19 protein-coding genes are annotated in these 20,912 nt (G+C 67.3%); 12 read left to right on the forward strand and 7 right to left on the reverse strand.

Annotated elements, in window-relative coordinates; all coding sequences use genetic code 11:
• Positions 1–283: 283 nt before the first annotated feature.
• The 6 genes from AC1DDH_RS07565 (at position 284) to AC1DDH_RS07590 (ending at position 6,875) form a co-directional block, all read left to right on the forward strand.
• Positions 284–2,014 (forward strand): S1C family serine protease, encoded by a 1,731-nt coding sequence (locus tag AC1DDH_RS07565; RefSeq protein WP_476955178.1) that lies wholly within the window; start codon positions 284–286, stop codon positions 2,012–2,014.
• 255 nt (positions 2,015–2,269) lie between these two features.
• The gene (locus AC1DDH_RS07570; RefSeq protein WP_230008547.1) at positions 2,270–3,070 is read left to right on the forward strand and encodes an electron transfer flavoprotein subunit beta/FixA family protein; all 801 of its coding nucleotides are present in this window, start codon (positions 2,270–2,272) and stop codon (positions 3,068–3,070) included.
• 16 nt (positions 3,071–3,086) lie between these two features.
• Positions 3,087–4,037: an electron transfer flavoprotein subunit alpha/FixB family protein gene (locus AC1DDH_RS07575; protein WP_476955179.1), complete on the forward strand. Its 951-nt coding sequence runs from the start codon at positions 3,087–3,089 to the stop codon at positions 4,035–4,037.
• A gap of 4 nt (positions 4,038–4,041) precedes the next feature.
• Entirely contained in the window at positions 4,042–4,821 is a 780-nt protein-coding gene (locus AC1DDH_RS07580; RefSeq protein ID WP_223913938.1) for a PIG-L deacetylase family protein, read from the forward strand.
• Between the two features lie 75 nt (positions 4,822–4,896).
• Positions 4,897–5,427, forward strand: a complete 531-nt coding sequence (locus AC1DDH_RS07585; RefSeq protein ID WP_476848769.1) for a gluconokinase — start codon at positions 4,897–4,899, stop codon at positions 5,425–5,427.
• A gap of 53 nt (positions 5,428–5,480) precedes the next feature.
• Positions 5,481–6,875 carry a GntT/GntP/DsdX family permease gene (locus AC1DDH_RS07590; protein WP_223913985.1) on the forward strand — a complete coding sequence of 465 codons (1,395 nt, stop codon included), beginning with the start codon at positions 5,481–5,483 and terminating at the stop codon, positions 6,873–6,875.
• A gap of 115 nt (positions 6,876–6,990) precedes the next feature.
• Here AC1DDH_RS07590 and AC1DDH_RS07595 read toward each other — a convergent pair whose 3' ends face one another.
• The 4 genes from AC1DDH_RS07595 to AC1DDH_RS07610 all read right to left on the reverse strand — a co-directional run bounded on the left by AC1DDH_RS07595 (position 6,991) and on the right by AC1DDH_RS07610 (position 10,351).
• Positions 6,991–7,890 carry an anti-sigma factor gene (locus tag AC1DDH_RS07595; protein WP_476848770.1) on the reverse strand — a complete coding sequence of 300 codons (900 nt, stop codon included), beginning with the start codon at positions 7,888–7,890 and terminating at the stop codon, positions 6,991–6,993.
• Positions 7,891–7,900: 10 nt separating this feature from the next.
• Complete coding sequence (gene sigK / locus AC1DDH_RS07600; protein WP_223913940.1) at positions 7,901–8,506, reverse strand: ECF RNA polymerase sigma factor SigK; 606 nt, start codon at positions 8,504–8,506, stop codon at positions 7,901–7,903.
• A 307-nt stretch (positions 8,507–8,813) separates the two neighbouring features.
• Positions 8,814–9,281, reverse strand: coding sequence for a tRNA (cytidine(34)-2'-O)-methyltransferase (locus AC1DDH_RS07605; RefSeq protein WP_026538402.1), 468 nt, complete (start codon positions 9,279–9,281; stop codon positions 8,814–8,816).
• Between the two features lie 83 nt (positions 9,282–9,364).
• Positions 9,365–10,351, reverse strand: coding sequence for a J domain-containing protein (locus AC1DDH_RS07610; RefSeq protein ID WP_476848771.1), 987 nt, complete (start codon positions 10,349–10,351; stop codon positions 9,365–9,367).
• 141 nt (positions 10,352–10,492) lie between these two features.
• Here AC1DDH_RS07610 and AC1DDH_RS07615 point away from each other — a divergent pair, with 141 nt between their 5' ends.
• Positions 10,493–11,410 (forward strand): diacylglycerol/lipid kinase family protein, encoded by a 918-nt coding sequence (locus AC1DDH_RS07615; protein ID WP_476871335.1) that lies wholly within the window; start codon positions 10,493–10,495, stop codon positions 11,408–11,410.
• A 61-nt stretch (positions 11,411–11,471) separates the two neighbouring features.
• Here the strand turns inward: AC1DDH_RS07615 and AC1DDH_RS07620 are convergent, their stop codons facing one another.
• Entirely contained in the window at positions 11,472–11,900 is a 429-nt protein-coding gene (locus tag AC1DDH_RS07620; protein WP_476856673.1) for a hypothetical protein, read from the reverse strand.
• A 92-nt stretch (positions 11,901–11,992) separates the two neighbouring features.
• Between AC1DDH_RS07620 and AC1DDH_RS07625 the strand changes: the two genes are divergently transcribed.
• Entirely contained in the window at positions 11,993–12,763 is a 771-nt protein-coding gene (locus AC1DDH_RS07625) for a helix-turn-helix transcriptional regulator (protein WP_476946868.1), read from the forward strand.
• Here the strand turns inward: AC1DDH_RS07625 and AC1DDH_RS07630 are convergent.
• Positions 12,705–13,706 carry a DMT family transporter gene (locus tag AC1DDH_RS07630; protein ID WP_476848775.1) on the reverse strand — a complete coding sequence of 334 codons (1,002 nt, stop codon included), beginning with the start codon at positions 13,704–13,706 and terminating at the stop codon, positions 12,705–12,707. The genes AC1DDH_RS07625 and AC1DDH_RS07630 overlap by 59 nt on opposite strands.
• 151 nt (positions 13,707–13,857) lie before the next feature.
• Here AC1DDH_RS07630 and AC1DDH_RS07635 point away from each other — a divergent pair, with 151 nt between their 5' ends.
• Positions 13,858–15,099: a cysteine desulfurase family protein gene (locus AC1DDH_RS07635; RefSeq protein ID WP_230009524.1), complete on the forward strand. Its 1,242-nt coding sequence runs from the start codon at positions 13,858–13,860 to the stop codon at positions 15,097–15,099.
• Positions 15,100–15,107: 8 nt separating this feature from the next.
• Here AC1DDH_RS07635 and AC1DDH_RS07640 read toward each other — a convergent pair whose 3' ends face one another.
• The gene (locus AC1DDH_RS07640) at positions 15,108–16,346 is read right to left on the reverse strand and encodes an NAD(P)/FAD-dependent oxidoreductase (RefSeq protein WP_476848776.1); all 1,239 of its coding nucleotides are present in this window, start codon (positions 16,344–16,346) and stop codon (positions 15,108–15,110) included.
• 280 nt (positions 16,347–16,626) lie between these two features.
• On the opposite strand from AC1DDH_RS07640, the gene mnmA reads away from it, so the two are divergent.
• From mnmA to AC1DDH_RS07655, 3 genes are all read left to right on the forward strand, one after another.
• A complete protein-coding gene (gene mnmA / locus AC1DDH_RS07645) occupies positions 16,627–17,739 on the forward strand; it encodes a tRNA 2-thiouridine(34) synthase MnmA (protein WP_476856678.1) in 1,113 nt (370 codons plus the stop codon).
• Positions 17,740–18,057: 318 nt separating this feature from the next.
• Positions 18,058–19,686 (forward strand): ABC transporter substrate-binding protein, encoded by a 1,629-nt coding sequence (locus AC1DDH_RS07650; RefSeq protein ID WP_476955180.1) that lies wholly within the window; start codon positions 18,058–18,060, stop codon positions 19,684–19,686.
• A 134-nt stretch (positions 19,687–19,820) separates the two neighbouring features.
• The gene (locus AC1DDH_RS07655) at positions 19,821–20,912 is read left to right on the forward strand and encodes an ABC transporter permease (RefSeq protein ID WP_476858887.1); all 1,092 of its coding nucleotides are present in this window, start codon (positions 19,821–19,823) and stop codon (positions 20,910–20,912) included.

Here is a 20,912-nt window from a genome sequence, read left to right on the forward strand (position 1 = left end):
GCACTTCTGGGACCGGTTCGGTCGAACCAGCCGTCACAGAAAGCAGCAGCGCCCCCACGCAGATGTAAAGCCGCAGGTCGCTGTGGCATTTCCATTTGATTCTATGGTGCACCCAAAAGGCAGTCCACCTAGGGGAATATGCCACCAGCGAAACGGGCTTAAACTGGGAAACACGGGCCCGCAGGCCGCAAACTGTCCGTTCAGGAACCTCCCAGCAAATGTCCGCTCTAGTGTCAGCCTGAGCGTTCATAGTTATAGGCAGACGAGGACGAAAGGAAGTCTCATGACTGAGAACCCAGTGCCGGGTGTGTCACCGGAGCCGACACAACAGAACCAGGAACCGGCGGGAGTGCGGGAGGGCTCGCCGGAGCAGCCGCATGCCGGCCGCGCGCCTGAGGCGGCACCGGGAAGTCCGGCATCCGAAAGCACGACGTCCGAAAACTCAGTAGTCGGAAGCCCGGCGCCCGAGAACCCGACCCTCCGGCTGGACCGCGCCGAGGACGGCGCGCCGCGTCCGGTGTACCAGCAGCAACTGCCCTCCGCCGCGGATACCCAGCAGATCGGCGCCCCGGCCCAGCAAACCGGCCCGTACGGCGGGTTCTCCCAGTCCGGCCAGGGCCAGCCCGCCCAGCCCGGCCACCCGCCCTACGGCCAGTCCCAGCAAACCCCGTACGGGCAGTCGCCGCAAACCCAGTACGGCCAGGCCCACTACGGCGCCAACCCTTACGGCGGCCAGCCGCAGCCGGGTCCGTCCTACCCTTCCGGCCCCGGCTTTGCGAACGACCCGGCGCACGCCCCCAAACGCAAGGCGGCATTCGGCGTCCCCACCCTCGTGGCCAGCATCGTGGCCGCCGGCCTGATCGGCGGCGGCGTGGTGGCCGGCAGCAACGCCCTGCTGGGCGATCGCCTTTCCCCGTCCGCCGCGAGCAACACGAGCCAGGCCGGTCCGGTGATCGTCAACAACAGGGAAGACGTCAACGCCATCAGCGCCGCCGCGCTCAAGGCTTCCCCCAGTGTGGTGACCATCAAAGCGACCAGCGGCAGCGACGGCGGCACCGGCAGCGGGATCATCCTCGACACCCAGGGCCATGTGCTGACCAACACCCACGTGGTGACGCTCGACGGCAAGGCCGCGAACGCCACCATGGAGGTCCGGACGAGCGACGGCAAGGTCTACTCCGCGAAGATCGTCGGTACCGACCCGCTTTCCGACCTCGCCGTGATCAAGATCGACAACCCCTCGGGACTGGTCCCGGCAACTCTCGGTGACTCGGGCAAGCTGAACGTCGGTGACACCGCCGTCGCCATTGGATCGCCGCTGGGACTTACCGGCACAGTCACGGACGGCATCGTCTCAACCCTGAACCGGACCATCAGCGTGGCATCCTCGGCTGCGCCGAAGGGCGGTGCGGACAACTCCCAGGGCGGTGACCAGGGCTTCCAGTTCGCGCCCCCCGGCGGCGGCGAGACTCCGAGCACCGCGGATCAGGGATCCATCTCGATCAACGTCATCCAGACGGACGCGGCCATCAACCCGGGTAACTCCGGCGGCGCGCTGGTGAACACCAAGGGCGAAATCATTGGCGTCAACGTCGCGATCGCCTCCGCCGGCGGCGACGCGGCCAGCGGAAGCAGCAGCGGCAACATCGGCGTGGGCTTCAGCATCCCCATCAACAACGCCAAGCGCGTGGCCCAGGAGATCATCAGCGCCGGCAAAGCCACCCACGGGCAGTTCGGGGTCAGCGTGAAGCCCAAGGCCGCAGGCTCGTCCTCCTCCGGGTTCTCGGTGGGCGCGGAGGTCGCGACCGTCGAGTCCGGCTCGGCCGCAGACAAGGCCGGCATCAAGGTCGGCGACGTCGTGACGAAGTTCCAGAACCTGACCATCAGCGATCCCAACCAGCTGACCGCGGCGGTGCGGGAACAGGCCGCCGGGGCCACGGTCAAGGTGACGGTGCTGCGCGGCGGCCAGCTCAAGGACGTCGACGTGACGCTCGGCACCGCAGCCGAGCAGTAGAGCTGGGCGAAAGCAAACAGCGCAGCTGTAAATCAAGGCAGCAGCAAACAGGCCGGGCGGCACCGAAAAGGTGCGGCCCGGCCTTTGCCGTCCCGGGCCAGTTCACTGACACAGACCTTAACCCTGGCCGCGCTGCCCGGCGGCTATATGGTTAGCTAGGAACAGCCCGGCTGCCGGGCATTCCGTGGCCATGACCCCGTCAGGGGCGGCTGTCCACCCGCATGGAAGGCTGCTGTAGACACAGTGGAAGAAACTCTGAAAATCATTGTGCTGGTCAAGCACGTCCCGGATGCGCAGTTCGACCGCCACCTCACAGGTGAGGCCAACACGGTGGACCGCTCCGAAAGCATCCTGTCCGAACTGGATGAATACGCCCTGGAAGCTGCGCTGCAGCTGACCGAGGCCCGCGGCGGAGAAGCGGCCGGCAATAAGGTCATTGCGCTGAGCATGGGCCCGGCCGGGGCAGTCAATGCGGTGAAGAAGTCCCTCCAGATCGGCGCCACGGAAGGCGTGCACCTCAGCGATGAGGCCCTGGCCGGCTCGGATGCCGCGGCCACGTCGCTGGCGCTGGCCGCCGCGATCCGCCACCTGGGCGCGGATGTCCCCGCGGACCTCATCCTCACCGGAATGGCCTCCACGGACGGCGAGACCTCGCTGGTCCCGGCACAGCTCGCTGAGCGGCTGGGCCTCCCGCAGGTCACCTTCGCCGCGTCCCTCGAGCTCGACGCCGGCAAGCTCACCGCCCGCCGCGACGGCGACACCCACGCGGACACCATCGAGGCCACACTCCCGGCCGTCGTTTCCGTCACCGACCAGATCAATGATCCGCGGTACCCGAACTTCAAGGGCATCATGGCGGCGAAGAAGAAAACCATCACCACCTTGAGCCTTGCCGACATCGGCGTGGACGCCGCCCAGGTGGGCCAGGCCGGTTCCTGGACCGCCGTCGAGACCGCAGAGGCCCGCCCGCCGCGGACGGCCGGCACCATCATTACCGACGAAGGCGACGCCGGCATCCAGCTGGTCGAGTTCCTGGCCGCCCAGAAGTTGCTCTAAAGGGGATTATCCGAACATGGCAAAAGTACTCGTTTTCATCGACAACCCCGGTGCGGCGCTGAAGAAGTCGAGCCTGGAACTGCTCACCATCGCCCGGTCCCTGGGCGAGACCGTCGCCGCCGTCAACGGCGAACTGCACGACGACGCCGCCTCGACCCTGGCCGCGTACGGCGCCCAGGCACTGTACCGCCCGTCCGCCACGGACCTCGACGACTACCTCGTCGGACCCAAGGCGGCATTCCTGGCCGCGGCCGCCGCCGCCGCCGGTGCGGGCGTGGTCCTGGCCGAGAACTCGGCCGAGGGCAAGGAAATCGCCGCCCGGCTCGGCATCAGGCTCGGCGCCGGCGTCATCACCGACGTCGTGGCCGTGGATCCCGACGGAACGGCGCACAAGTCGGTCCTGGCCGGGTCCTACACCAGCGCCGCGAAGGCGGTGACACCCGTTTCCGTGCTGACCGTGAAGCCCAACAGCATCACGCCCGAGCCCGCGGTCACCGGCACGGCGCCGGAGAGCATCACTGTCCAGGTTCCTGACGTGACTGCGGCTGCCGCGCGGGTTACGGCGCGCACCGACAAGCCTGCCAGCGGACGCCCCGATCTGTCCGAGGCACGGGTCGTCGTGGCCGGCGGCCGTGGCGTGGACGGCAACTTTGGTCCGCTGGAGGAACTCGCCGACGCCCTCGGCGCAGCCATCGGAGCCTCGCGGGCTGCCACGGACGCCGGCTGGATCGGCCACGACGCGCAGATCGGCCAGACCGGCAAGACCGTCGCACCGCAGCTCTACATCTCCGCGGGCATTTCCGGAGCCATCCAGCAGAAGGCAGGCATGCAGACCGCGAAGGTGATCGTGGCCGTGAACAAGGACGCCGAATCGCCGGTTTTCGAGATCGCGGACTTCGGCATTGTGGGCGACCTCTTCCAGGTCCTGCCGCAGGCCACCGCCGAAATCAAGAAGCGCAGAGGCTGACCGCATGAGCACCACCGCCGTCCCGGCACAAAGCCCGTTCGACCCGGAGACCACCCGGATTGAGCGGGTGCTTTGTTTCACGGCCCACCCGGACGACATCGATTTCGGCGCAGCCGGCACGGTTGCAGCCTGGACCGCCGCCGGAGTCCAGGTCAGCTACTGCATCATGACCGACGGCGACGCCGGCGGCTTTGATCCGGAGCAGCGCGAGGAAATTGTGCGGCTGCGCGTTGCGGAGCAGCAGCGCGCCGCCGCCCTGGTCGGCGTCACGGACATCCATTACCTGCACCAGCGTGACGGCTACCTCGAACCCTCGCATGAGGTAATGCGCGAGGTGGTGCGCCTGATCCGGCAGCTCCGGCCCGACGTCGTGCTCTCCATGCATCCGGAACGCAACTGGAACCGGATCCAGAAGAGCCATCCGGATCATCTCGCCGTGGGGGAGGCGGTGACCCGCGCCGTGTACCCCGCGCTGGAAAACCCGTTCGCGTACCCGGAACTGGCCGAGTCCGGGCTGGAGGCCTACAAATTGCCCTGGCTGTGGCTCTTCGCCGGGCCGGAAGAGCGCGAAAACCACTTCGTGGACGTCACCGGGCATGTGGAGAGCAAGCTGGCCGCCATCCACATCCACGTCAGCCAGCACCCCGACGTCGACGCCATGGAGCGCACGGTCCGCGGCCTCATGCTCGGCACCGGGGCCCGGGCCGGACTTCCCGCCGGGCGCAGCGCCGAGGCCTTCCATGTCGTAACAGTCAACGGCCAGGGGACTATCGCCGGTTTCTAGTGTTGCTGCAGCACAACCTCTGCCATATGCTGGCCTCTGTTTAAATCATATTTATTTGATGGAAGGCAGACTTTGATGGCGAAGACTGCGCAACACCCCGTTCTTGTGATCATGGGCGTCTCCGGATCCGGCAAATCAACTGTCGCGGGACTTCTGGCCGGCAGGCTGGGCTGGGACTTGGCCGAGGGCGACGACCTGCACCCCGAATCAAACGTGGCAAAGATGCACGCAGGACAGCCGCTGACCGACGAGGACCGGTGGCCCTGGCTCGAAAGCATTGCCGACTGGATCCGGGACCACACCGGCGCCGGGAATCCCGGCGTCGTGACCTGTTCGGCGCTGAAGAAGCGCTACCGGGACGTTCTGCGCGGCGAAGGGGTGGTTTTCGTGTTCCTCGAGGGATCACGGGACAAGATCTCCGACCGGCTGGCCTCCCGCCACGGGCACTTCATGCCCCCGGCCCTGCTGGAGTCCCAGTTCGACGCGCTCGAAGCCCCCACGGCAGACGAAAACTTCATCTCCCTGTCCGTCTCCGCAACGCCGGCGGAAGAAGCACAGGAAATCATCACCCGACTTAATCTCGACGCCGCCGACGCCAGGCCCTGAGCCTTCCCGCGTTTCGCCGCGACCAAGGAATTTTTGTGAAATCACTGATAGCAATGCAGCTTCCGGCTGCCGTTGAGGCCGGGACCGGCGTCAATACCCAACTACTGATCATCGCGGGTCTGGGCATCGCCCTGCTCGTGGTCCTGATCGCCAAATTCAAGTTCCACCCCTTCCTGGCCCTGATTCTGGGGTCAGGATTCGTCGGCCTCGCTGCCGGTGTGGAACCGGCCAAGGTGATCATCAACTTCGAGGACGGCGTGGGCGGCGTCCTGAAGGAAGTCGGTCTGCTGGTCGCCCTCGGCGCGATGCTGGGCAAGCTGCTCGCGGACTCCGGCGGCGCGAACCGGGTGGTCGACACCCTCCTGGCAAAGGCCACCGGAAACAAGCTGGTCTGGTCCATCACGCTCGTAGCCGTGATCATCGGCCTGCCGATGTTCTTCGAGATCGGGCTCGTCCTGCTGCTGCCGGTGATCGTCCTGGTCACGCAGCGCTCCAAGATGCCCCTGATGCGCATCGCCATCCCGGCGCTGGCCGGCCTGTCCGTGCTGCACGGGTTGGTGCCGCCGCACCCGGGACCGCTGATCGCGATCAGCGCCGTCAAGGCTGAACTGGGCACCACACTGGCCCTCGGCATCCTCATCGCCGTCCCCACGGTGATTATCTGCGGCCCGCTCTTCTCCCGCCTGGCGGCCCGGTGGGTCCCGGTGGGTGCCCCCGCCGTCGCCGGCGGCGTCGATACCGTGCACGGCGCGGACATGGAGGGCGTCAAGCGCCCGCCGAACTTCACTGTCACGCTGTTGACCATCATCTTCCCGGTGGTCCTCATGCTGCTCAGGGCCGTTGTGGACATCATCTGGCCGGACCCCAAGACGGCCCCCGCGATCCGGATGTTCTTCGACTTCGTCGGGCAGCCGCTGGTGGCGATGACCCTGGCCGTCCTGCTGGCCATGGTGACCTTCGGCTACGCCGTGGGCCTCAACGGCGCCAAGATTACGAGCAAGATCGCTGCCAGCCTGGGCCCGATCGCGGGGATCATCCTGATTGTCGGCGCAGGCGGCGGCTTCAAGCAGACGCTGATTGGTGCCGGTGTGGGTGACTCGGTGAAGGCCTGGGCCGAGGGGACCAACATGTCCGTGCTTGTGCTCGGCTTCATCGTGGCCGTTGCCCTGCGCCTGGCGACAGGCTCAGCCACCGTCGCCACCGTGACGGCCGCCGGCATCGTGGCACCGCTGGCCAGCTCGCTGTCGCCGACGCACGCCGCCCTCCTGGCCCTCGCGATCGGCGCGGGCTCGCTGTTCTTCTCGCACGTGAACGACGCCGGGTTCTGGCTCGTCAAGGAGCTGTTCGGACTCACTGTGGGCCAGACCTTCAAGACCTGGTCCGTCATGGAAACCCTGATCTCCGTGGTGAGCTTCGGCCTGGTCATGCTGCTCTCGCTGGTCATTTAGCCGGGCAGGACAGCGGCCGGACAGGACGTCCGCCGGCCACAACACAAAGCCGCCCGGGCCTTGAGTCCTTCTACGGAAGGAGCCAAGGCCCGGGCGGCTTTGTGTGTGCGGGTGGCTAGGCGTCCAGCGGTGCGGCGGCGACGGTCGGCAGGGTAGGCGACGCGGATCCGCCTTCGGGCTCCACGGTGATGCCCAGCGCGGCCGCGGAACCGATGCCCTTGACCACCGCGGGCTTGGACAGGGCTTCAGCGTCCATGAGGCCCTGCGAGACCGGGGCCGAGCCGTCCTTGGGGATCAGCCACATCTGGTAGACCTTGCCCACGGGCGGGGCCGGGACGCCGTTCATTTTGACGACGGCGGCATCCTTGGACGGGGAAATCGACACGGTGGCGGTGCCGCCGCCGTTGACGTCGACAGTAGCCTGGCGGACGTCGCTGGCCTGCATCACCTGATTCAGGGGATCGTTCTGGTTGGCCACGTAGGCTCCGACGCCCACACCGCCCAGGGCGATCACGGCTGCTGCGGCGACGCCGATAAGCCAGTTCCGCATGCCCTGCGGGCGGCGGCGCTCTTCCCTGCGCTGGCGGGCCGCGCCGAGTTCGTCGATGGCGGGCAGCGCGGAGCCGTCACGTACCGGATGCGGCAGCACCGGCGTCGCTTGCGGAGCCGTGCCGGGAAGCGGCACTGCGGCGGGGGACTGCGCTGCGGCCTGCTCTGCTGTCTGCGCAGGCAAGGATGACATGATCCGGTCCAGCAGCCCGGGCGGAGGCTCTTCCTCTGCGGTGAAGCTGGTGGCCAGGGTCTCCCGGGCCTGCCGGACCCGCTCGTTGAAGGCAGCCCTGTCTGCTGCCGGTGCGGAGGCGAGGAACTGCTCGATTGCGGCGCGTTCGGCGTCGTCCACGGCGTTGAGGGCATAGACCTCGGCAAGGTCCACCACGCGGCCGGACGACAGGTCGGTGGCGATCTCGGCGGTGAAGCCGCCGGGGAGGCGGTTGTTGTTCTCATGTGCGTTCATATCGGTCAATTCAGCTCACCCCCAAGCAGGTCTTCAGTCGGATGAGTCCATCGCGGATGCGGGACTTGATGGTAGGTACCGCGGCATTCAGCCGCTCGGCCACTTCCCGGTAGGTGAGGCCGCCGTAGTACGCCAGCCGGACGGACTCCTGCTGCGTATCGGTCAGCGTCTCCATGCACCGGACCACGGCCTCGGCCTCGAGCCGGCTGCCGACTTCGTCCGAGACGGAATCGTGGTCGATCTCCTGGCTGCTGGCACCGTATCTGGCTTCGCGGTCGGTGGCGGACTGCGAGGACCGGACCTTGTCAACGGCGCGTCGGTGCGAGATCGTCATGAGCCAGGCGAGCGGACTGCCGGCGGCGGGATTGAATTTGGCGGCGTTCTGCCAGACCTGCAGGAAGACTTCCTGGGTGGTGTCCTCACTGAGTTCGGTATCGATCAGGACCCGGCGTGCCATGCCGAAGACGCGCCTGGAGGTGAGGCTGTAAAATTCCGCGAACGCCGTCTGGTCGCCCTGGGCAATCAGTGCCAGCAGGCTGCTGAGCCGGCCGTTGATGTCGGCTGAGGTGTCCGCCGGTGCGGCGGCCTCGGGGTTCGGGGCATTCGGAGTTTCCATCACTCCCAAGCATAGGGCGCTTGCAGCCCAACGCGGGCCAATCGGTGCGGCATGCGTCGAGGGGCCGTCCCCTGCCACGCGGGCAGAGGATCTGTCCAGATGTACTGTTCTCACCTGCCGCTCCTCGCTCCCTTCCGTTTCTCCGCACTAGGCCCGGTAGACACAATGTGAGTGGGCGGATTGGTGTCCGCCTTCAGAAGTGATTCGGTGCGCCCCGGCATCTGGATGGGCGTGCTGCGCGGGAATTCTTTCCCGCGGGCCGCCCGGGGGGCCGCCGCACGTCCTGGCGGGCCTTCGCGGCGGACCGCTACAACTTGGCCCCTGCAAACCCGTTCTGGCGCCACGCCTCGTAGACGGCGATGGATGCCGCGTTGGCCAGGTTCAGTGACCGGAGGGCTGGGAGCATCGGCAGGCGCACCCGGGACGTCACCCGGGGACTGTGTTTGACTTCCTCGGGCAGGCCTACGGATTCAGGACCAAACAGAAGGACGTCGCCGGCACGGTAGCGGATGTCTGTGTACGTGGTCTCGCCGTCGGAGGTGAAGGCAAATACCCGTTCCGGCTCGAGAGCGGCCCACGCCGCGTCGATGTCCGGGTGGACGGTCACGACGGCGAGGTCGTGGTAATCAAGGCCCGCCCGCCGGAGTTTGGCGTCGGAGAAGTCAAAGCCCAGGGGCTCCACCAGATGCAGTTCGGCCCCCGTAATGGCAGCCAGCCTGATGGCGTTTCCCGTATTGCCGGGGATTTCTGGGGTGTGGAAGAGGATGCGGAACACCGTCCCATCCTAGCGAGCCGCCGGCGTCGAACGCGCCTCGGGCCTTCCCTTCCCCGGGGCGCAGGGGAGCGCCCGGGCGGAATCTAGTGCATTCCGCGCAGCAGGCGGGCCAGCACGGGAACGTTGACGGTGTTGGGCGCCGGTCCCGAGCCGAGGAACAACTTCAGGCCGCGGGCCAGGCCCGCGGCGTTGACCACCTCGACAAGGCCCGAGCCTTCCCCGTACCCGCTTCCCTGGCCGCCGGGGGCGCGGCGGTGCCGGTCGATGACCGGTTGATGCAGATTGCCGTCCGTGCTGTGGACGACAATCCAGCCGGTGACATTGAGCTCGGGAAATATGTCCTGCATCCGGCGCACGATGTGGCCCAGCTGGGGCGGGGCGACGGAGCGTCCGCCGTGGGTCAACGTGCTGCCGTTCCATGCATAGGCACCCGGCGGCAGGAGCATGGATCCGACGATCGCGAGACGGTACCCGGCAAGGACCGCGTGGTCGATGTGGCTGTTGTCCGCCGGGGACTGCAGCCCGTTGACAAGGCGCGCCGCCGGGATGGTGGTCAGGATCTGCCTGCTGATGAGCTGCACGGTGCGCATCTCGCGTTGGATCCGGGCTTCGGCGCCGAAGATGCCGCGCTTGCGGGGCATGCCGTGGACCTGCTGCCGGGCCACGCTGGCGGGAATCAGCGGCACCGCCGACCCGCCGTCAAACTGCTCGAACGGTGGAACATAGACGGGTGGATCTGCGGCCGTATTCCGCGGCGTGTTCGGCCGGCGCACGTTGGCGGAGGCCCGGCTGCCCGCGGCGGGCGCGTCGAAGTGGGCGCCCTCATCGCCGGCGGGAGACGAATACGCGCCGCCGGATGCGCTGCCGTAGGAGCGGTCGTAGTCCGCGCGGCGCTTGGTGTCGATGAGGGTCTCGTACGCGAGCGTGACGCGCCGAAACGCTGCAGGGTCGCCGCCATGGTCCGGGTGGGCGGTCCGGGCGGCCTTGCGGTACGCGACTTTGATGTCCTTCTCCGTCGCCGTCACGGGGATCCCGAGGACCTGGTAATGCGAGCTGCTGCCCTGCGTCAAACAGAGATCCTTTTCGTTGATGGTGCCAGCGGTGGGAATGCCGGACCGTTCGTGGGCGTCCGGCGTGCCCAGTTTAACCGGCTGGAGGAATAACGACTGCGTGCACAGGGATGGTTCCCGGCGGCTGGCATAATTCAGCGCATGCTGATCGCCGTCGCCGTCAACCCGCGCGCATCCTTTGGCCGGGCGCGGCACGCCGGCAAGGACGCGGCGGCGTACTTCCGTGCAGCCGGGGCGGAGGTCCTGCTGCTGTGCGCGGACAGTTATGCCGGGCTCGCGCAGGCAGTTGAGGCTGCGCTGGAGTCGGGCGTGGATGCCCTCGTGGTGGTGGGCGGCGACGGCATGGTCCACCTCGGGCTTAACGCGATAGCAGGTGAAGGTGCCGGAGCAGGTGCCGGTGCCCGCCGTCGGGTTCCACTGGGCATCATTCCCGCCGGGACGGGCAACGACACGGCCCGTTCGCTGGGCCTGCCGCTGCACGACCTCCCGGCGGCCTGTGAACGGGCCCTGGAGTCTTTGGCCTGCGGCGGCCGGATGATTGACGCCGGCAGGATCACCGCCGGAGGATCCTCCCGCTTGTTTGCGGGCGTGGTCTCGGCCGGGTTCGATGCCGCAGTCAATGAGCGGGCCAATGACTGGCGCTGGCCGCGCGGCAAGATCCGCTACCAGCTCGCCATGCTGCGGGAACTGGCGTCGTTCCGGGCCATCGATTACACGGTGACTGCCGACGGCGAGAAGTGGCAGCAGGGCGCCATGCTGATTTCCGTCGCCAACGGCCAGTCGATCGGCGGCGGGATGAGGATCGTCCCGGGAGCCGCCCTTGATGACGGCTACCTGGACCTCTTCATTGTCAACCGGCTGTCCCGGACCCGGCTGCTGGCCGTGTTTCCCAAGGTCTTTGCCGGCAAGCACGTGGGCCACCCCGCCGTGCAGCTTCGCCGGGTCCGCACCGTGGAACTGTCTGCCGGCAATATCGTGGCCTACGCCGACGGCGAGCGGATCGGGGCGCTCCCGATGACCATTGAGGTCGTTCCGCGGGCCGTCTGCGTCCTGGCGTAGTGGCGTGGCCCGGCGTCTTCGCCCAGCTGCCGGGACCAGTTGCCGGGACCCGCCGTCTGGCCTAGCTGCCTGGCGTCGCGGCCGGCACGGCCTTGCGCGGGGACAGCCTGTTCAGCGCCAGGGCACCCACGAGCAGCCCGAAGTCACGCAGAGCGACATCGTAGAAGCCGCCGAGGACGATCAGGTTGATGATGATGCCCAGCAGCCAGGCGGCCACGAGCACCGATCCGAAGCGCGGGCGCAGCGCCACCGCCACGCCGGCGACGATTTCCACCACGCCAACGATGTACATGATCGTCTGGGCCGGCAGCGGGACCACCTGGGTCACCACGGGCGCCAGGTACATCGTCCAGTCGGTCAAGAGGTTCGTGAACTTGTCCAGGCCGAACAGGATCGGCGCAACCGTAAAGACGGTCCGCAGCAGCAGGAAGGCCTGACGGTCCGCCGTGAGCTGCTGTGCGGGATTGGCGAGGGCTGGGGAAACTTTCATGGCATTGCTCCTTCTAAAAATAGATATCTCGATTTTAGAGGGCCCCGCAGCAATTAAGCAATGATTCTTGTTTTTAGAGATATTCTTGTGTCATGACCAAGCTTCCGTGGAACCACAGGCTGGCGGCGGTCGCGTCGCTGGGAGACGAGAGCCGCAGGAGGCTGTTTGACTTCGTCGCCTCAGCGGCAGATGCCGTTGGCCGGGACGATGCCGCGCAGGCCGTGGGCCTGGCGCGGAGCACTGCCTCGTTCCATCTGGACCGGCTCGTGAAAGACGGGCTGCTGGCCGTGGAGTTCCGCAAGCTCGGAGGGCGGGAGGGCCCGGGGTCCGGCCGGCCCGCCAAGCTGTACCGGGCCGCCGTGGATGAGGTCGCGGCCTCGGTGCCCGATCGCCACTATGATCTCGCCGCCGAGCTGCTGGTGTCCGCGATCGAGGACGCAACCAGCGGCGGCGGTTCGCCGCGGGAGGCCCTGCTTCGGGCTGCCCGCGCGAGGGGGCAGTCGGCGGGTGAGTCGGCAGCCCGCGCAGCCGGCCGCGAGCCGGCGGGGGCCACCGGGGCGGAGCCTGCGGACTCCGCCGGCAGCCCCGATGGCGCCGGCCCGTTCGAGGACTTCCTGGCGGGGCAGGGCTATTGCCCGGCGGACGACGGCGGCGGGGGACTGGTGCTGCTGAACTGCCCGTTCCATCGCCTCGCCGCCGGGCACGCAGACGTGGTGTGTGCCATGAACGGAGCCTTTCTCGGCGGGGCCTCAATGGCCCTGGGGATCGAACCGGGCCGGATCGAAGCCCTCGCCATCGAAGATCTCAGGGAGCAGGGCGGCGCGCGGCCCGGGCAGTGCTGTGCCCGTATTCTTCCATCGTGACCGGACTGCCTGCGTGAGCCTGCCCGCCTGCAGCGGCGGCGGGCGGCCCGGCTTGGGCCCTGCCGGCGGGGTGGCCGGCGTTGCGGGCCTGGCCCTTGATTCCGGTCAGCAGCACGCCGGCGATCACCAGGAGGCCGCCTGCGATCTGCACGAGGGTGAGCGGGGTCCCGAACAGCACGGTGATGATCGCGGTGAAGACCACCATCAGGTTGAGGTAGTTTCCGGCGGTCCCGGACGGGGTGGTTTTCAGCGCCAGGTTCCAGAGGAGATAGGAACCAAGGGACGGGAACAGGGCGATATACGCCATCGACCAGCCTTCGGCCGCGGTATCGGGAAACCGCACGTTCATGGCGAGAGCAAACGGCGCCAGAGTCACGGTTGCGATCACCACCTGCACCGCTGTGGCCGCGACGGGCGGCACATCCAGCCGGCGGGCAACGATGGTGTAGAAGCCCCAGACGATGATCGCGCCAATCATCATGAGCTCACCGGTGTTGATGGCGAGGCTGACCACGCGGGCCAGCTCGCCCTGGGTCAGGACCAGCAGCACACCCAGCAGGCCAAGGCAGATGCCGAGCCAGCCCAGCCGTGTGGTCTTCTCACCGAGCAGGACGATCGCCATGACCACAATGAGGGCCGGGTTTGCGGCCGTCACCAGCGAGGCGTTCATCGCGGACGTGAATCCGAGCGCGCCGTAGAGCAGCAGTGTGTAGCCGCTCATGCCCAGGACACTCAGCAGCAGAAGCACGGGCCAGCGGCGCAGCACCGCGCCCCAGTCGGGCCGTTCAATGAGGTGGGCCAGGATCAGCAGCGGCACGGCGGCCAGGCTCCAGCGCCAGAAGGTCAGGTCCAGCGGTGTCATTGAGGCTCTGGCGGTCTGTCCGACGACGAAATTGCCGGACCAGAACAAGGTGGCCAGCACAAGGCAGAGTGGCGCTTTCACCGCTTGAATGTACACCAGCCCCGGGTGCTTCACTGTGCCCTTCACTGTGCCTCCGGCCGGTGCCTTCGCCCTGACACTGTGCCTCTGCCCTGAGACTGTGCCTTCGCCCTGGCACCGCGGCAGCCCGGGCGCGCGCAGGTAGAATTGGGCTGTGCCTGTCTACCTCGATCACGCCGCCACCACCACCCTCGCCCCGGAAGCGCTGGCCGCGCTGACGCGCGAACTGGCCCGGACCGGCAACCCGTCCTCGCTGCATGGATCGGGCCGCCGTGCCCGGCGCTCCGTGGAGGACGCGCGGGAAGTACTCGCGGCGGCCGCCGGCGCCCATCCCTCGGAGGTCATCTTCACCTCCGGCGGGACCGAGGCGGACAACCTGGCGGTCAAGGGCCTGTACTGGGCCCGCCGTGCCGAGGACCCGGCGCGGACCCGCATCCTCTGTTCCGCCGTCGAACACCACGCGGTGCTGGACACCGTCGAATGGCTCGAACGGCATGAAGGCGCTGACGTGTGCTGGCTCCCCGTGGATGAGGCGGGCGTCGTGGACCTGGCCGTGCTCGAAGCCGAGCTGTCCCGGGATCCGGGCTCGATCGCACTGGTGAGCGTCATGTGGGCCAACAACGAGGTCGGCACCATCCAGCCCGTCGCCCGGGTTGTGGAACTGGCACACGCCGCCGGCGTACCCGTCCACTCCGACGCCGTCCAGGCCTTCGGCTCCCTGCCCGTTGACTTCCGCGGGACGGGCCTGGACGCCATGTCCGTCTCCGGGCACAAGATCGGCGGACCGGTCGGCGTGGGCGCGCTGATCCTGGGCCGGGCGGTGAAGCTGACCCCGGTGCAGCACGGCGGCGGGCAGGAACGCGACGTCCGCTCCGGGACGCTGGACACCGCCTCGATCGCCGCGTTTGCCGCGGCCGCCGAGGCCGTTGCCGCGAAACTCCCCGAGGAAGCCGCCAGGATCGCGGCCCTTCGGGACCGGCTGATTGAGGGGGTCCGTGCGGCCGTCCCCGAAGCCGTCCTGCGGGGCGCCCCGGGCCCCGGGCGGTTGCCAGGCAATGCGCATTTCACGTTCCCCGGCTGCGAAGGGGACTCGCTGCTGTTCCTGCTGGACCTCGCCGGCGTCGAATCCTCCACGGGCTCCGCCTGCACCGCCGGTGTTCCGAGGCCCTCCCATGTGCTGCTGGCGATGGGCCTGGACGAGGACACGGCGAGGGGGGCGCAGCGATTTACGCTCGGGCATTCCTCAACCGACGCCGACGTCGATGCCCTGCTCGCGGCGTTGCCGGGCGCCTACGCGCGGGGCCGCCAGGCCGGCATGGCCGGGCATGAGTCCAGCATCCAGACCGCCGGAACGGTCGCGCGCGAGGCCGCCCGTCAGGCTTCCGGCAGGAGCTGATCCAGGAGCTAATCCAGGAGCTGATCCAGGGGTACCGACGAGTCGGCAAGCAGGTCCGGGCTCACGGCGGTGCGGGCGTTGATGAGCGCCTTGATCGCCTTCTGCGGCTTGGCGGCGCGGGGCCAGTTGACATTCATTCCGGCGATCACCTGGCCCTCGCGCTGCCAGAAGGCAATGAACTCCTTGTCCGCAAGCGAGCCGCGGATGACCGGCGGGCCGGCAACGAGCGTCGGGAAGCCCGAGTACTCCATGCTGACGTCGTACTGGTCCGTGTAGAAGTACGGGATGGTCTCCAGCGTGGCGTCGAGGCCGAGCATCGCCTTGGCTGCCACCTTGCCGCCATTGAGGGCATTGGACCAGTGCTCGCTGCGGTGGTGTTCCCCGGTGAACGGGTGCAGGGCGTTGGCGACGTCGCCTGCGGCGAAGATCCCGGGCGCCGAGGTCCGCAGCGACGCGTCGGTGAGGATGCCGTTGCGGATCCCGAGCCCGGCCGCCTCGGCCAACCCGACCTCCGGCACAACGCCGACGGCGATGACCACGAGGTCGGCGGGCAGGACTTCGCCCGAGTCGGTGACCACTGCCGTCGCCCGACCAAACCACCCCTGAATCTCGGCAGCGGACGCCGGAAGCCTGAACCGTACCCCGTGGGCCTCGTGCAGCCCGCGGAAGAAACCGCCCAGGTCCGGGCCAATCGCCGCGCCCAGCGGCACGTCCTCCAGCCCCATCAGGGTGACGGTGTTTCCAAAGGTGCTGGCGGCAGCGGCCAGTTCCATCCCGATCCAGCCGGACCCGACCATGACCACGTGCAAACCGCCGCCGGCAAGGCGGGCGTGCAGGCGCCGGCTGTCCTCGACCGTCCGGAACGTGCTGACGCCCTCGAGACCGCTGCCGGGCAGCGGGATGGTCCTGGGCCGCGCTCCCGTGGCAAGCAGGAGCGAGCCGTACTCCAGCCGCCGCCCGTCATCCAGAACCACAGCCCGGGCAGCCGGGTCCACCGCCGTGACCTGGACGCCGAGCCTGAGGTCGACGTCGTTCGCGTCGTACCAGTCCTCGGGCACCACAGGCAGGGCGTCGTCGCCGGCCTTGCCCAGCAGGTACTCCTTGGACAGCGGCGGGCGCAGGTACGGCTGGTGGGACTCGGCGGCCACCAGCACCACCGGACCGCTGAAGCCCTCCGCCCGCAATGTTTTGGCGGCGGTGGCGCCGGCCAGCCCGCCGCCCACGATCACGATGTTCCCGACAGCCATGTCCGCTCGATTCCCGCGTCGGTGCGCTTCCGTTTTCTAAAACCGCTTGTCCTGACGCTAGAAGGGGGAGGCGGTCCCGTCAAGGCCTTTTGGGGAGGATTCGGCGTGGCGATAGAATGGCGGGGCAGGCATTGTGCTATTTCCGGGGGCCAGCAGTAGCACTGCGGTTCAACCCAGCAGTGAAAGCCCGGCAGTAGCCCAGCACTAAAAGCCCAGCAGCACCGCAGCTGCGAACAGCAGCCCCGGGGCCTGTGACCCCCGAACCCTAGAGAAAGCCAGTATGCGAGTTCTTGCAGCCATGAGTGGCGGCGTCGATTCCGCCGTTGCCGCCGCCCGCGCCGTCGAGGCGGGGCACGACGTCGTCGGCGTCCACCTCGCGCTGTCCCGGATGCCGGGCACCCTGCGAACCGGCAGCCGCGGCTGCTGCACGATCGAGGACTCCCGCGACGCCTGGCGTGCGTGCGACATCCTCGGGATCCCGTACTACGTCTGGGACTTTTCCGAACGGTTCAAGGAAGATGTCGTCCAGGACTTCATCGATGAGTACGCCGCGGGCCGCACCCCCAATCCCTGCATGCGCTGCAACGAGCGGATCAAGTTCGCCGCCCTGCTGGAGAAGGCCATCGCCCTGGGCTTCGATGCCGTATGCACCGGCCACTACGCGAAGGTCATCACGGACGCCGACGGCAACCCCGAACTGCACCGCGCTGCGGACTGGGCCAAGGACCAGAGCTATGTGCTGGGGGTGCTGACCCATGAGCAACTCAAGCACTCGATGTTCCCGCTGGCCGAGACGCCGTCCAAGGCCGAGGTCCGCGCGGAGGCGGAGCGCCGCGGCCTCTCCGTGGCGAACAAGCCGGACAGCCACGACATCTGTTTCATTCCCGACGGCGACACCGCCGGCTGGCTCGCAGAGAAGATTGAAATGACCACGGGGGACATCGTGGACGAATCCGGCGCGAAGGTCGGCGAGCACCCGGGCGCCAACGCGTTCACCGTGGGCCAGCGCCGCGGGCTGAAGCTCGGCACCCCGGCCGCGGACGGCAAGCCGAGGTTCGTGCTGGAGATCCGGCCCAAGGAGAACAAGGTGGTGGTGGGCCCGGAGGCCCTGCTCGCCATTGACGAAATCCGAGGCATCAAGGTCTCCTGGGCGGGGCTGCCCATCGCCGAGGTGGCGACCGGAGAAGAGTTTGACTGCTACGCCCAGGTCCGCGCCCACGGCGACCCCGTCCCTGCCCGCGCGCATATGGCGGACGACGAGCTTGTGGTCACGCTCACCGAGCCGCTGCGCGGCGTGGCCCCCGGCCAGACGGTGGTGCTCTACCAGGGCAGCCGCGTGCTCGGCCAGGCCACGATCGATGCCGCGCGCTCGCTGCAGCGGGCCGCGCTCTAGCTGCCCGCCCCACCGACTCCAGCGAAGGGTCCCGCCAGTTGGCGGGGCCCTTCGTCGTCTGTACCCTCCGTCGTCGTCAGACTACCCGGCCGTCCACGGTGCCCGGATGCGCAGGACCCTGCCGAAGATCCGGGCGGAATCCTGCAGAAAATGAGAGAAACCTTCGAATCGTGTAAATTTTGTGTCTCAACTCACAAAATGCAACGTTTCACCGAATGATCGTCTGGTTGAATCTAGGAATCAGCAAAGCGTGCCGCCCGACGAGTCAGTCGTTTCACTTCGGGCTGCGCTAGAACGCATCGAACAGAAAGTTCACAGATGGCAATGAACAAAAAGGCCTGGCACAGCGTCATCGCGCTGGCCGGGGTTTCCGCCTTTGCACTGACGGCCTGCACAGGGCCGACCGGGGGCGCTGGCGGGTCATCAGCCGCAGCTAGCGGTCCGATCGCCTACGGCACCACGGACAAGGTCACTGCCTTGGATCCGGCGGGCGCGTATGACAACGGTTCGTTCATGGTGATGAACCAGATCTACTCCTTCCTCCTCAACTCGAAGCCCGGCAGCGCAGATCCCATGCCGGACCTGGCCGAGTCCGCGTCCTTCACCTCGCCGAACGAGTACACGGTCAAGCTCAAGCCGGGCCTCAAGTGGGCCAACGGCCACACGCTCGACTCCAAGGACGTCAAGTTCTCCTTCGACCGGCAGACCAAGATCAACGATCCCGCCGGTCCCGCAAGCCTGCTGACCAACATCGAAAGCATCACCGCCCCCGATGCCAACACCGTGGTCTTCAAGCTGAAGCAGGCGAACGACCAGACCTTCGCTCAGATCCTCAGCAGCCCCGCCGCGCCGATCGTAGACGATGAAGTCTTCCCGGCCGACAAACTGCTTGACGACGACTCGATCGTCAAGGCCAAGGCGTTCTACGGCCAGTACGTGATCGACACGTACAAGAAGAACGAGCTGGTCAGCTTCAAGGCATTCCCTGACTACCAGGGGGTTCTCGGCAAGCCGGCCAACGACGCCGCCACGATCAAGTACTACGCCGACCCCACCAACATGAAGCTGGACATCCAGCAGGGCAACATCGACGTCGCGAACCGCAGCCTGAGCGCCACCGACGTCGATGACCTCAAGAAGGACTCCAAGGTCAAGGTCAACGTTGGCCCCGGCGGCGAAATCCGCTACATCACGTTCAACTTCGACACGATGCCGTTCGGTGCCAAGGCTGCCGACGCCGATCCGGCCAAGGCGCTCGCCGTCCGCCAGGCCATCGCGAACCTCGTTGACCGCCAGTCCATCGCGGACCAGGTCTACAAGGGCACCTACCTGCCGCTGTACTCCAACGTTCCCAACGGCTTCCTGGGCGCCAACGAATCGTTCAAGGACGCCTACGGCGACGCCGGCAAGCCGAGCCTGGACAAGGCCAAGAAGGTCCTCGCCGACGCCGGTGTGACGACCCCCGTCTCGATGAACCTTCAGTACAACCCGGACCACTACGGCAAGTCCTCCGGCGATGAGTACGCCATGATCAAGGACCAGCTGGAGAAGTCCGGTTTGTTCAAGGTCAACCTGCAGTCCACGGAATGGGTCACCTACAGCAAGGCCAGCCGCGCCGACGAATACCCGCTGTTCCAGTTTGGCTGGTTCCCCGACTTCAGTGACGCCGACAACTACCTGACCCCGTTCTTCCCGGAGGGCGGCTTCCTGAAGAACCACTACAACAACCCCACCGTCAACGACCTGATCAGCAAGCAGCTCACCACCGTCGATAAGACTGAACGCGAGTCCACGATCAAGGATGCGCAGAATGCCCTCGCCAAGGACATCTCCACGCTTCCGTTGCTCCAGGGCGCGCAGGTTGCCATTTCCGGCAGCGGTGTCAAGGGTGTCGATTCCACCCTCGATGCCTCCTTCAAGTTCCGTTTGGGAACTCTTTCCAAGTAAGGCTGCAGCCCTGCTGTCCTGACCAGCCTGCGAGGCGGGGCGCCCTCGAGGCGCCCCGCCTTTGCTGGTCATTGCCGCATCCTGCAGTTCACGCCGGCCCGCCCAAGGCCGCGACAGCACAATCTTAGGTACCAATGACAACATTGACTGAGGCGCCGCTAAACGACGCCGACGGACTTCTTCCGTCCAAGAAAAAATCCTCGGGTGGGGGCTTGGGGACCTACATCCTGATCCGGTTCTTCCTGATCATTCCGACCATTTTCATTCTGGTGACTTTGGTCTTCTTCCTGATGCGGGTCATCGGCGACCCCATCACCGCAGCCCAGGGCGGCAGGCTTCCGCCGGAGGCGCTCGCGCAGCGCATCCACGACGCCGGCTACGACCGCCCGATCCTCGTGCAGTACCTCGAATACGTTGGCCAGGTGGCGACCGGCAACTTCGGCACCACCATCACCGACCGCCGCCCTGTGGTCGAAATGATCATCACGTTTGGCACGGCAACCCTGGAACTGGCCATCAATGCCCTCATCGTGGCGCTGGTGGTCGGCATCCCGCTCGGCCTGATCGCCGCCTACCGGCGCGACAAGGCCCCGGACGCCTTCCTGCGGTTCTTCGCCATCCTCTGCTACGCGACCCCGGTGTTCTTCGCCGGCCTGCTGATGAAGCTGGCCTTCTCCGTCTGGCTGGGCTGGCTGCCCGTCGCAGGACGGGCCTCCACCAGGACCGAGCTGGCCATGGGAAGCCTGGCCGCACCGACCGGGATCTACTGGCTGGATGCCTTGCGCAGCGGCAACATGGCCGCGTTCGGCGATGTCGCGGCCCATTCAGTCCTCCCCGCACTCACCCTGGGGCTTTTGACGGCAGGGGTCTTCCTGCGGCTGGTCCGCACCAACGTCATCGGCACGCTCGGCAAGGATTACGTCGAGGCCGGCAGGTCCCGTGGCGTCAGTAATTACAGGCTCGTGACCAAGCATGCCTACAAGCCTGCCCTCATCCCGATCATCACTGTCATGGGGCTTCAGATTGCCCTCCTGCTCGGCGGCGCCGTCCTCACGGAGTCCACCTTCGAGTGGAAGGGCCTCGGCTACCAGCTGGTGCAATACCTGAACGCCCGCGACTTCGTCGCCGTCCAGGGAATCGTCGTGATGCTGGCGGTCATCGTTGCCGTCACGAACTTCATCGTGGACGTCGTCGCAGCCCTGATCGACCCGCGAGTGAGGTACTAG

The organism is Arthrobacter sp. 10T425 (assembly GCF_056393985.1).